We start from the raw sequence: 12,935 nt of genomic DNA on the forward strand, positions 1-12,935 counted from the left end.
TTGAGCATGACGGCGCAATTTCAACATGTGTCGGTGTTGATGGCAGAAACGTTAGACGCACTCGCTATTAACCCACAAGGCATATACATAGATGGCACATTTGGCAGAGGCGGTCATTCGGGGCAGATTTTGTCACGTTTAGATTCGCAAGGCCAGCTACAAGCAATTGACCAAGATCCTCAAGCCATTGAGGCAGCGAAAAAATTTGCTGATGATACCCGTTTTACGATAGCTCATTCACGTTTTTCTAATATTAAAGAAGTTGCTCTGCAAGCTGGTTTGCTTGGTAAAGTAGATGGCATCTTATTAGATATAGGTGTTTCGTCACCGCAGTTGGATGACGCTCAACGTGGTTTTAGTTTTATGAACGACGGACCGCTTGATATGCGAATGAACCCAACGGCAGGTCGCAGTGCTGCGCAATGGTTGGCTGAGGCTGATTTAGAAGATATTACCTTTGTTATCAAAAAATACGGTGAAGAAAAGTTTGGCCGTCGAATCGCACACAAAATTCTTGAAACACGTGAGCACACACCTATCACAACAACCAAGCAATTAGCAGAGCTGGTTGACGAAGCCGTACCAGTAAAGGATAAGCATAAACACCCAGCCACACGCACTTTCCAAGCCATTCGAATTTATATTAATAGTGAGCTGGAAGAAATCCAAACTGCGCTACAAGCGTCGTTAGAAGTACTCAAGCCAGGCGGGCGTTTAGTGGTGATTTCGTTTCACTCTTTAGAGGATCGGATCGTAAAACAGTTTATTAAGAAGCAGAGTAAGGGAGAAGCGGTGCCCAGAGGTCTGCCTTTAACGGATGCACAACTTAAACAAAACCTGACGTTAAAGGCAGTGGGCAAAGCTATTAAACCAAGCGTAGAAGAAGTTGCAATGAACCCAAGAGCTAGAAGCTCAGTATTAAGGGTGGCGCAAAAACTGTAATGAGTAAAAACACAGATCGACAGCCAAAACTATTTGTTGAAATTATTCAGGGTTTGTTTGCACACAAATTCACTCTGTTTTTACTGCTGTCGATTTTTGTCACTGCCTTGGCTGTTGTACAGGTCACTCACCTCACCAGAGAGCAATTAATAGCACAAGATGAATTATTGCAACAGCGAGATGAACTCGACTTACAATGGCGCTATTTGTTGGTGGAAGAAGAGTTTTACTCACAACATGCGCGAATAGAAGAGATAGCGAAGACGCAACTGAATATGCAGCGCCCAACCAGTAAAGATGAACAAGTGGTGGTGCTACAGTGAATAAGTCAAAAGCGGTCACTAGTCTTATCACTTGGCGTTTTGTTTTGGTATGCGTTTTGATGGTTTTGGTATTTTTAACCTTAGTAGCGCGTGCTGCTTATTTACAGGTTATTGAGCCTGATAAAGCGCGAGCTGAAAATGCTAAACGGACTGTGCGAGTAGAAAAGCTAAAAGTACAGCGAGGCATGATATTTGACCGCAATGGTAAAGAACTTGCGGTAAGTGTGCCTGTAGTCAGTGTGTATGCAGACCCAAAAGCACTTGATAAGTCGATTGCTAAAAAAGTGCTAAAAGAGGCACGTAAAAAGGGTGAAGACTATAAAGCAATAGCTGAAAATGAAGCTGAGATGGCTCGACGTAAGCAAGCTTGGTATACCAGTGAGCTACGTTGGCGAGAGCTGGCTGATGTTCTACAAATCAAAAATGACGAAGTTGATGGTCGCTTGCGTAACGACCCAAGCAGACGCTTTATATATCTCAAGCGCCAAGTGACTCCGGCAGTTGCCAACTATATTAGTCAACTTCGCCTGCCCGGTATTCATTTGCTAGATGAGTCAAAGCGTTTTTACCCAAGTGGCGAGGTAACTGCGCACATTCTAGGATTTACCGATATTGATGGTAAAGGTATCGAAGGCATTGAACGTTTATTTGAAACTGCACTGACTGGCGCTGAAGGTAGACGCACGGTGCGAAAAGATGCTCGAGGGCGTGAAATTCAAGTGCTTTCAGAAGAACAACGTGTAGAGCCTGAAAACATTGAATTAAGTATTGATTTGCGTATTCAAGCGATTGCTTATCGTGCTTTAAAAAGTGCTGTATTAAGTTATAAAGCCACATCGGGGTCTGCCATGGTGGTTGATGTTAAAACTGGTGAAGTCTTGGCAATGGTAAACAGCCCCAGTTTTAACCCTAATGATATGCGTGATGCTGCACCTTATAAGCGTCGTAACCGCGCCATTACAGACCTTTTTGAACCGGGTTCAACGCTAAAGCCATTGGCTGTATTAGCAGGCCTTGATTATGGTGCAATTGAGAGCAGTGATACGGTAAATACTCACCCAGGGTGGATGCGTCTAGGCGGCTCCCTTGTGGAAGATACGCGTAACCATGGTGAAATGACGTTACGTGAAATTTTAAAAATCTCTAGCAACATGGGGGTTGCTAAAATAAGCCAAATGCTGCCAAAAGATTATATGGTTGGCTTATATCAAAAGGTTGGATTTGGAGAAGATACAGGCACTATGATGGTTGGTGAAAGTAGTGGTTTATTTTATCCAAATCGTCGCTGGTCAGATTTTGAAATTGCTACTCTAGCTTATGGTTATTCGGTAGCAGCAAGCACGGCGCAAATTGCACGTTTATATTCGTTATTCGGTTCTGGCGGTGTATTGCGTCCTTTAACTATTTTAAAACAAAAAGCTCCGCCCCCAGGTGAGCGTATTTTTGAGCAAGACGATGTACACGCTGTGGTAGAAATGATGGAATCGGTATTTGAAAAAGGAGGAACTGCATCCAATATCAAAGTAGATGGGTATCGCGCTGCAGGCAAAACGGGTACTTCTGAAAAAGCCATCGCAGGTGGTTATGGTGATGAGTATGTAGGGTATTTTGCGGGGGTAGCACCGGTAAGTGACCCTCGTTTGGCAGTAGTGGTAATGGTTAATGAACCTGGTGGAGATGTGTATTATGGAGGCCATACTTCAGGGCCTGCATTTGCAGAGATCATGTCAAATGCATTGCGTATTTTAAATGTTGCACCAGATAAAGGTAGGGTTGCCTATATATCGGAGTTAAGCAATGAGTCGTGACATCAGTCTGGTGCTTAAAGATTTTGACGTACAGTGCTTGCCTGTGATGGTGAGTGACTTGCGTTTAGACAGCCGGCAGTTACAAACGGGTGATGCATTTGTTGCATTAAGAGGCCACCAATTAAACGGTGAAGATTTTGCAATATCAGCACTAGAACAAGGTGCCCAATGTGTTTTAATTGACGCTGATAGCGAACTGGCCGCCACCCGTGATGCATTTATTCCCGTGCCCAAACTAAGCGAAAATATTGCAAAAATAGCTGCGCACTTTTATCAGCAGCCAAGTCAAAAGCTTTGTAGCGTTGGGGTTACTGGTACCAATGGCAAATCAACGACGACCACCATGATTGCCAATCTAGCACAGTTGTGTGGTACGCCTTCAGCAGTGATTGGTACGTTAGGGTTTGGACAACCTGAGCAGTTAACCGAACTTGCCAATACCACGCCATCAAATGTTGATTTACAACGTATTTTATCCCAGCTGAGTGAAGATAATGAGCTCGTAGCTATGGAAGTGTCTTCTCATGGGTTAGTGCAAGGGCGCTTAGATGAAACCGAGTTTGACGTTGCGGTATTTACGAACTTATCGCGAGATCACCTAGATTATCATGGTGATATGCAGCGTTACGCACAAGCAAAATTAGCGCTTTTTCAAAAGCATAAACCACACTTTAGTGTTTTAAATATAAATGATGCATACGCACAGCAATGGTTACATGAGCATCAGTTCAAACATGTTGTTGCATATGGTAAAAGGCCTTTGCAAGACTCTTATCTGCAGTATGTCTGGTTTGAAGATGTTACGTTTAATAAGCAAGGGGTTGCCTTTTCAATTACCAGTAGTTGGGGAAGCGGAAGTGTAAGCGCTGCGCTTTACGGGCAGTTTAATGTTTATAATCTTGTCGCCGCAATTACCACGTTGCTAACGCAAGGGTATGGATTTGAGCAGTTATTAAGTGCTGCTGGACAATTAGAACCCGTTGCAGGACGAATGCAGCCACTGAGTGTGAAAAATAAACCAACCTGTATTGTTGATTATGCGCATACGCCCGAAGCATTAGAGCTGGCCTTAAAAGCACTGCAACAGCATGTACCTGGTAATGTGGTGTGTGTATTCGGTTGCGGTGGCGATAGAGACAAAGGAAAGCGCCCTTTAATGGCGCAAGTTGCAGAGCGTAATGCGGATAAATTAGTGATCACCAGTGATAACCCTCGCAGTGAAGACCCTCAAAGTATTATTGATGACGTTAAGGCTGGACTCAGCAAGCCTGAGTATGCTGTGTGCAAAATTGATAGGGCAGAAGCTATTCGCTATGCAATTGAGTTAGCACCAAAAAATGGTGTGGTGTTGATTGCTGGTAAAGGGCATGAGAATTACCAAATAATTGGAAGTGAGCGCTTAGAGTTTTGTGATAGGCGTTATGTGGAAGCCATTTTGCATGAGGTAAATGCATGATAAAAGTAGATTTAGCTTGGCTTGCTGCGGTACTTGATACTCCATTAACTGGAGAAAATTTGTCGATAGCTAATGTCAATACAGATACCCGAACAATTACAAATAATGAGGTGTTTTTGGCGTTACGCGGACCAAATTTTGATGGTCATCAGTTTGTGGAACAAGCCAAAGAAAAAGGGGCGATAGCGGCTATTGTTGATACACCAGTAGCATGTGATATTACACAATTTGTGGTTAAAGATACGCGTTTAGCATTGGGGCAACTGGGTAAAGCAGTAATACATAAAGTTGCACCAAAAACCATTGCGATTACAGGTAGTGTTGGCAAAACTACAGTCAAAGAAATGTGCGCTGCTATTTTAGTAAATAAAGGCAAGGTTTTGGCTACTAAGGGTAATTTTAATAACGATATTGGTGTGCCTCTCACTTTGCTACGTTTAAAAGAAGATGATGAATTTGCTGTTATTGAACTTGGCGCTAATCATATTGGCGAAATTGCTTACACGACTGCATTAACTAGTCCTGATGTAGCTGTGGTTTGTAATGTAGCACCAGCACATATTGAAGGATTTGGTTCAATCGAAGGTGTTGGACAAGCTAAAGGTGAGATATTTTCAGGATTAAAAACCGGTGGCGTGGCGGTTTTGAACTGCGACTGTGAATTTGTCGATATGTGGCGAAATGATCTTAGCGATGTGAAAACCAAGTGCTTTTCAAGTAACAAACAGCTTGATGTGTGGGCTGAAGATGTACTTTTAAGCGATACGGCACATGCAAGCTTTATGCTGTGTACTAAAGAAGAAAAAGTACCAGTACAACTTGCATTACCCGGCGAACATAATGTGACTAACGCGGTAATTGCTGCAGCTTTAACTTGCGAGTTGGGCGCTTCACTCAGTGATGTTGCTGCTGGTCTAGAAAGTATGGCACCTGTTAAAGGCCGGGTTAACCTTATTAAAGCAGGGCCCAACCTTAATGTCATTGATGATACTTATAATGCGAATGTACGTTCTGTTAAAGCGGGTATAGACATGTTAATGAACATGCCAGGTTATCGTATTTTAGCGCTTGGAGATATGGGAGAGCTTGGTGAACAAGCCCGTGAATATCATCAAGACGTGGGAGAATATGCACAACACAAAGGTATCGATGCTTTATTTTCTTTAGGTGTTTTAAGTCGCCATAGTAGTGATGTATTTGCCCAACCTGAGCGGCATTTTTCGACTCGAGAGCATTTGTTAAATGCACTGAAAAACAAAATAAATGAACATGATGGGGTCTGTACTGTGTTAATTAAAGGTTCTCGCAGCGCACGTATGGAATTATTAGTCAAAGATTTAATAAGCAGTTGCCATGACTTAAGCACTGATGAGGCCTCAAAATGTTAGTTTGGTTAGCAGAGTATCTAACTCAATATTATAGCGGCTTTAACGTTTTTTCTTACCTTACTTTGCGCGCTATTTTTGGGATCCTAACTGCGTTATTTATCTCGTTGTATTTTGGTCCGAAGTTAATTCGAGCATTACAAAAAATGCAGATTGGTCAAACTGTACGTGATGATGGACCTCAATCACATTTGTCAAAGTCAGGTACCCCAACGATGGGTGGGCTATTGATCTTAGCGTCGATTTTTACCAGTACGCTAATGTGGGGAGATTTAGATAATAAATACGTTTGGGTCACGCTATTTGTGATAGGTAGTCTTGGCATTGTTGGCTTTGTAGATGATTATCGTAAGGTTATTCGCAAAGACAGTAAAGGCTTAATTGCAAGATGGAAGTATTTCTGGCAGTCGGTGATCGCCATATCTGTCGCAAGTTTTATGTACTTTACGTCTAACTCAGCAGCTGAAACAACTCTGGTTGTACCATTTTTGAAAGAGGTGATGCCCCAGTTAGGGCTGTTTTATTTGGTTATGTGCTACTTCGTGATTGTTGGAACATCAAACGCAGTAAATTTAACCGATGGACTAGATGGTTTAGCGATAGTGCCAACGATTTTAGTTGCCTCTGCGTTAGCTATTATTGCTTATTTAACAGGTAATGTGAATTTTTCTAATTATCTCCACATTCCGCATATACCATTGGCCAGTGAACTGGTGGTTGTATGTACCGCGATAGTGGGCGCAGGTTTAGGGTTCTTATGGTTTAACACTTATCCAGCACAAGTATTTATGGGAGATGTTGGTTCATTGGCATTAGGTGGCGCGCTAGGGATTATTGCAATTTTGGTACGCCAAGAGTTGGTATTATTGATAATGGGGGGGGTATTTGTGATGGAAGCCTTATCCGTTATTTTGCAGGTCGGCTCTTATAAATTACGTGGTCAACGTATTTTCCGTATGGCACCTATTCACCATCATTATGAGCTCAAAGGCTGGCCTGAACCTCGTGTTATTGTACGTTTTTGGATAATTTCTATTGTTTTAGTTTTAGCTGGATTGGCAACGTTGAAGATTAGATAATGCAGTATTTAAACGTACTAAAAAATAAAAATATTACAGTGCTCGGGCTCGGTGTAACGGGTTTGGGCATTGTACGTTTTTTGCTATCGCATAATATCTTACCGCGTATTGTGGATAGTCGTCCTGTGCCGCCTGGTGCGCATTGGCTAGCTGAGAATGCGCCCGAATGCGAGGCAGTGTTTGGCCCATTAGCACAAGCAAGTTTATCTAGTACAGATATGATTATCATCAGCCCAGGCATTGCTTTATACGAAGCAACAGTGGCAAGTGCAATTTCCGATGGGATTGAAGTTATTGGTGATATTGAACTATTTGCCCGTCTCAATGATAAGCCTGTAATTGCAGTAACAGGCTCAAATGGTAAGTCAACCGTGGTGACATTAGCGGCCCAAGTTCTCACACAAGCTGGTATGAAAGTAGGCTTGGGCGGAAATATTGGTACAGCGGCTTTGGATTTACTTCATCAAGACTATGATGTGTTTGTACTAGAGCTTTCTAGTTTTCAGTTGGAAACCACGCATAGTCTTTACTGCACTAGTGCAATGATTTTAAATATTACTGAAGATCATATGGATCGTTACCCCGATTTTGCTGCGTATTGTGCGGCTAAGCAACGTATTTATAAGCATACCGAGCATTTAGTTTATAACGCTGCGGATAAAAATACATTTAACAGTGAACAGCAAGGGGTCAGTGTTGGGCTAAGCGGTGCTGATTATCAATTAGCGCAGTATCAACAAGAGCAGTATTTTTGTGTGCATAGCCAACCACTGCTACCTGTTTCATGTATGGCTTTACAGGGTAAACATAATCAATTTAATGCTTTAGCTGTTATGGCTCTGTTGGCACCAATTTCATTGCCAGTTAGCGCATTTGAATGTGCTTTCGCTCAATTCAAAGGACTGGCGCATCGTTGTCAATTAGTCGCAGATGTTCAAGGTATTAAATACTTCAATGACTCTAAGGCAACTAATGTGGGTGCGACAGTTGCTGCATTGGAAAGTTTAGAAGCCGAGCATGGCAAGATTATTTTAATCGTTGGGGGAGATGCAAAAGGTGCTGATTTAAGCCCGCTTACAGAGCCGATGAAAAAGCACTGCAAGGCTATTTATGGCTTTGGCAAAGATGGCTCTTTATTTTTGTCTTTACATCGTTATAGCCATCTAGTGGCAACATTGGAAGAAGCGGTAAAGCAAGCTCAAGCAATCGCAAGTAATGGCGATTGTATTTTATTGGCACCTGCTTGCGCCAGTATTGATATGTACCCTAACTATATGGTTAGAGGCGAGGAGTTTTGCCGGTTAGTGGGTGAAATAACAAAATGGTAGCATGGCCACAGCTGCGGCTGGATTTCAACTTTAAACAGTCAAACGCATTATATGATGTGCCTTTGCTTTACGCTATGTTGTGTTTGCTGGGGGTGGGATTTGTGATGGTGACCAGTGCATCAATGCCGGTTGCAGAAAGATTATTTAATAACCCTTACCATATTACTATTCGCCATGGTGCATTTTTGTGTCTGGGCTTTGTATTGTTTTGGATAACCACCAGTGCGCCGATGTTATGGTGGAAGCGCTGTAATCCTTATTTGTTACTGTTTGGTTTAGCGCTTTTAGTATTGGTATTGTTGATTGGTCGTGAAGTAAATGGGTCTAAGCGATGGATACCTGTGGGGCCGGTGGGGATTCAGGCTGCGGAATTAGCGAAACTATTCTTTTTTAGTTATATCGCAGGTTACCTTGTTCGCAAGCGAGAAGAAGTTCAGGAGAACTTAAAAGGTTTTGCCAAGCCCATTGCTGTATTTGCTGTATATGCGTTTTTAATCTTGATGCAGCCTGATTTAGGCACAGTGGTAGTGATGTTTGTCACCACGGTGGGTTTACTTTTTTTGGCAGGTGCCAAGCTATGGCAGTTTTTTGCGTTAATTCTAACCGGTATTTTATTAGTGGTTTTGCTTATCATTTTTGAACCCTATCGTATGGCTCGGGTAATTGGTTTTTTGGAGCCATGGGACGATCCATTCGGTAAAGGTTATCAATTGGTGCAATCATTAATGGCTTATGGTCAAGGTGGTTGGTTTGGGCAAGGATTAGGCAATAGCGTGCAAAAATTGCAGTATTTACCTGAGGCACACAATGATTTTATTTTTGCGGTGGTTGCTGAAGAACTAGGGTTTGTTGGCGTAGTGAGCATTATTATGCTGCTCGCAACTTTGGTTTTTAGAGCTTTGTTAATTGGGCAAAGAGCATTGAAGAGCGCTTTGGAATATGAAGGTTATTTTGCACTTGCCATTGGTATTTGGTTTGCCTTTCAGACTATGGTGAATATAGGTGCAAGTGCAGGTATTTTGCCAACAAAAGGATTAACGTTACCTTTTGTGTCATATGGTGGATCAAGTTTATTGGTGATGATAGTTGCTGCGGGTGTATTACAACGAGTGGATTTTGAAACTAAAATGGCAACCAAACAAGCAACCTCAAGAAGTGGTACTCGTGGAGGTCGGCGATGACTAAACGTCTTATGGTTGTGGCAGGTGGCACGGGCGGACATATTTTTCCAGGGATTGCAGTCGCAAACGAGCTTAAGTCACAAGGTTGGGAAGTATCTTGGATTGGCACTGCGGATAGAATGGAAGCGCAGGTTGTACCTAAGCATGGTTTTGAGATTGACTTTATTAATGTTCAAGGTGTACGTGGCAATGGCATCAAACGTTTACTCAAAGCGCCATTTATGGTGCTTAAAGCAATTCTAGCCGCCAGAAGTGTGATCAAATATCGCCGTCCTAATGTGGTGTTAGCGATGGGTGGGTATGTAACAGGCCCTGTGGGAGTTGCGGCAAAACTAACAGGTACTCCTTTGGTAATTCATGAACAAAATGCGGTGGCAGGCTTAAGTAATAAGTTATTGGCCAACATAGCCAATAAAGTGTTAGCTGCATTTCCAAGTGCATTTGCAAGTAACGAAGTACAAGTTGTTGGTAACCCTGTACGTCACTCGGTAGCAACTCTTACACCAAAAAAGGTTGCTAAGCAGTTAAATTGCTTGGTGGTCGGTGGCTCGTTAGGTGCCAAGGTGTTAAACGATATATTACCCGCTGCATTTGCAAGACTGAGTAAAACAGCATCATTGCCGATTGCTATACGCCATCAAAGTGGTAAAGGGCACAAAGCTGAACTGATCGACTGCTATAAATTTGCAGGTGTCGCAGCGTCAGTCTTTGAGTTTATTGATGATATGGATAGTGCTTATGATTGGGCTGATATTGTTATCTGTCGAGCAGGTGCGCTAACAGTGAGCGAAATTGCGGCTGCGGGTAAAATGGCGCTCTTTGTCCCTTATCCACATGCAGTTGATGATCATCAAACGGCTAATGCGGGTTATTTGGTGGATAATGATGCTGCATTGTTGTTGCCTCAAAGTCAGTTTAATGAACAAACACTCTGTGAATTGTTGTTTCCTTATGTGCACCAGCCAGAGATGATTGAGCAGCTTGCTATTCGTGCAAAACAACAAGCAAAGTTAGATGCTACGTCTTGCGTGGCGAAAGTATGCGAACAACTAAGTTCGCCCATTTGAATTTTAGATATAAAAGAGTAACGCGTGAAAGAAATCACTAATCGTCGGGCTATGAGAAGAATTAACACCATACACTTTATTGGTATTGGTGGTGCTGGTATGGGCGGCATAGCAGAAGTATTGGCTTATGAGGGGTATCGGATCACAGGATCTGATATTGCTCAAAATGCCATGACTGAGCGGTTATTGAAAGCGGGTGCTGAGGTTTTTATTGGGCATCATGAGAATAATATTAAAGATGCCAATGTGGTCGTTGTATCGAGCGCAATTGATGAGCAAAACCCTGAAATTATCGCAGCTAAGGCCGCGCGTATTCCAATTGTACGCCGTGCAGAAATGTTGGCTGAGTTAATGCGCTTTCGTCACGGTATTGCCATTGCGGGTACACATGGTAAAACCACTACCACAAGTTTAATCGCCAGTATTTTTGCTCAGGCAAAATTAGACCCTACTTTTGTTATTGGCGGGTTATTAAATAGTGTTGGCACTAACGCAAAATTAGGCACCAGTGATGTGCTTATTGCAGAAGCAGATGAAAGTGACGCGTCGTTTTTGCATTTACAACCTATGGTATCTGTGATCACCAATATTGAAGCAGATCATATGGATACTTACCAAGGTGACTTTGAAAAAATGAAAGACACCTACGTGGATTTTATTCATAACCTGCCATTTTATGGTTTAGCCGTCGTGTGTATTGACTCACAAGTTGCGGCAGATTTAATCCCACGCTTTGCACGTCCAACCATTACTTATGGGGAGTCGGAGCTGGCAGATTACCGGATGCAAGACTTTCAACAGACACTCAATAGTAGTGAGTTCTCGGTAGTTAGTAAAAAAGGTGAGTTAATCGAAGTAAAACTAAACATGCCTGGTAAGCACAACGCCCTTAATGCCACTGCAGCTATTGCTGTAGCTAAAGATCATCACATAGACAATGGTGCTATTTTAGCCGCCCTTGAACAATTTGAAGGGATTGGCCGACGTTTTCAGCACTATGGTGAATTTGAAAACGAGCGCGGCACGGTTATGTTGGTGGACGATTATGGTCATCACCCATCAGAAGTGGCTGTTACGATACAGGCGGTACAAGCTGGATGGGCGGATAAGCGTTTGGTGATGATTTATCAACCTCATCGCTATTCTCGAACGCGCGACTTATATGAGGATTTTGTGAAAGTACTAGCTGAAGTTGACCAGTTGATTTTATTAGATGTTTATAGTGCTGGTGAGTCTCCCATTGTTGGTGCTGATAGTAAAAGTTTGTGTCGTAGTTTAAGACAACGAGGTGTTGAGCCAATTCACGTTGCTGATCATAAAGAGTTATCAGCGATATTGGCTGAGGTAATACAAGATAATGACCTAGTCATTACTCAAGGTGCGGGTAATATAGGCCAAATCGTTAAACAATTGGCTGCCAGTCAAATGTCGGTAGCTGCATTACAGCAAGGTGAAGCATGAGTCGATTTGGAAAAGTAGCAGTATTGCTCGGAGGTAGCTCTGCTGAGCGAGAAGTGTCTCTTAAATCTGGTGAAGCAGTTTTAAATACCTTGCTCAATGCTGGCGTAGATGCTTTGGCCTTTGATCCCGCCGAGCGAAACCTGTGGGAATTAAAAAACTTAGCCGTTGAGCGTGTGTTTATTGCGCTTCATGGTAGAGGCGGAGAAGATGGTACTATACAGGGTGCTTTAGAGTATATGGGCATTCCATACACCGGCAGTGGTGTATTAGGCAGTGCATTAGCAATGGATAAAGTACGTTGTAAACGCCTTTTTCAATCTGCCAAGTTGAGCACAGCCGCTTATACAGTGATAGATGCCAATACTGGTTTTGACGCGCAGAGTATTATCAATGAATTTGGTAAGGTGATGGTAAAGCCATCACACGAAGGATCTAGTATTGGTATGGCGCAGGCCAGTAATGCACAAGAGTTGAATGTAGCGCTCACTCATGCTTTTAAATTTGATGATCAAGTATTGGTTGAGCAGTGGATCACGGGTCCAGAGTTTACTGTTGCAATGCTAGGTGGTGAGGCGTTGCCGGTCATTGAAATGAAAACGCCACGTGGTTTCTATGATTACGAAGCTAAGTATCAAGTCAATAGTACACAATATTTTTGTCCTGCTGATATTTCAAACGCTTATGCGTCACAATTACAAGTAATGTCTAAGCATGCTTTTGAATTAGTGGGTGCAAAAGGTTGGGGACGTGTTGATGCGATGCAAGATGATAATGGGCAGTTTTATTTGCTTGAAGTGAATACGGTCCCAGGGATGACGCAAAAGTCATTAGTACCTATGGCGGCTAAAGCACAAGGCATAAGTTTTGAACAATTAGTTGTTCGCATTTTGGAACAAACGCTTTAA

11 protein-coding genes are annotated in these 12,935 nt (G+C 42.6%); all 11 read left to right on the forward strand.

Going from position 1 to position 12,935, the window contains the following annotated elements:
* Nucleotides 1–6: 6 nt before the first annotated feature.
* Genes rsmH through SANK73390_RS06710 form a run of 11 tightly spaced genes read left to right on the forward strand, consistent with a single transcriptional unit; the run spans nt 7 to nt 12,935 of the window.
* Complete coding sequence (gene rsmH / locus SANK73390_RS06660) at nt 7–942, forward strand: 16S rRNA (cytosine(1402)-N(4))-methyltransferase RsmH (protein ID WP_462764828.1); 936 nt, start codon at nt 7–9, stop codon at nt 940–942.
* A complete protein-coding gene (ftsL, locus tag SANK73390_RS06665) occupies nt 942–1,265 on the forward strand; it encodes a cell division protein FtsL (protein WP_462764830.1) in 324 nt (107 codons plus the stop codon). Before rsmH ends, ftsL begins: the two co-directional genes overlap by 1 nt.
* Entirely contained in the window at nt 1,262–3,073 is a 1,812-nt protein-coding gene (locus tag SANK73390_RS06670; RefSeq protein WP_462764832.1) for a penicillin-binding transpeptidase domain-containing protein, read from the forward strand. Before ftsL ends, SANK73390_RS06670 begins: the two co-directional genes overlap by 4 nt.
* Nucleotides 3,063–4,529 (forward strand): UDP-N-acetylmuramoyl-L-alanyl-D-glutamate--2,6-diaminopimelate ligase, encoded by a 1,467-nt coding sequence (locus SANK73390_RS06675; protein ID WP_462764834.1) that lies wholly within the window; start codon nt 3,063–3,065, stop codon nt 4,527–4,529. The genes SANK73390_RS06670 and SANK73390_RS06675 overlap by 11 nt, the downstream gene beginning before the upstream one ends.
* On the forward strand, nt 4,526–5,917 hold the full coding sequence (locus SANK73390_RS06680) for a UDP-N-acetylmuramoyl-tripeptide--D-alanyl-D-alanine ligase (protein WP_462764836.1): 1,392 nt from the start codon (nt 4,526–4,528) through the stop codon (nt 5,915–5,917). Before SANK73390_RS06675 ends, SANK73390_RS06680 begins: the two co-directional genes overlap by 4 nt.
* Nucleotides 5,911–6,993 carry a phospho-N-acetylmuramoyl-pentapeptide-transferase gene (mraY, locus tag SANK73390_RS06685; RefSeq protein WP_462764838.1) on the forward strand — a complete coding sequence of 361 codons (1,083 nt, stop codon included), beginning with the start codon at nt 5,911–5,913 and terminating at the stop codon, nt 6,991–6,993. Before SANK73390_RS06680 ends, mraY begins: the two co-directional genes overlap by 7 nt.
* Complete coding sequence (murD, locus tag SANK73390_RS06690; RefSeq protein ID WP_462764840.1) at nt 6,993–8,321, forward strand: UDP-N-acetylmuramoyl-L-alanine--D-glutamate ligase; 1,329 nt, start codon at nt 6,993–6,995, stop codon at nt 8,319–8,321. Before mraY ends, murD begins: the two co-directional genes overlap by 1 nt.
* Nucleotides 8,315–9,502: a cell division protein FtsW gene (gene ftsW / locus SANK73390_RS06695; protein ID WP_462764842.1), complete on the forward strand. Its 1,188-nt coding sequence runs from the start codon at nt 8,315–8,317 to the stop codon at nt 9,500–9,502. The genes murD and ftsW overlap by 7 nt, the downstream gene beginning before the upstream one ends.
* On the forward strand, nt 9,499–10,569 hold the full coding sequence (gene murG / locus SANK73390_RS06700) for an undecaprenyldiphospho-muramoylpentapeptide beta-N-acetylglucosaminyltransferase (protein WP_462764844.1): 1,071 nt from the start codon (nt 9,499–9,501) through the stop codon (nt 10,567–10,569). The genes ftsW and murG overlap by 4 nt, the downstream gene beginning before the upstream one ends.
* A 51-nt stretch (nt 10,570–10,620) precedes the next feature.
* Entirely contained in the window at nt 10,621–12,030 is a 1,410-nt protein-coding gene (murC, locus tag SANK73390_RS06705; RefSeq protein WP_462764884.1) for a UDP-N-acetylmuramate--L-alanine ligase, read from the forward strand.
* On the forward strand, nt 12,027–12,935 hold the full coding sequence (locus SANK73390_RS06710; protein ID WP_462764846.1) for a D-alanine--D-alanine ligase: 909 nt from the start codon (nt 12,027–12,029) through the stop codon (nt 12,933–12,935). The genes murC and SANK73390_RS06710 overlap by 4 nt, the downstream gene beginning before the upstream one ends.

It is taken from the genome of Pseudoalteromonas sp. SANK 73390 (assembly GCF_054966645.1).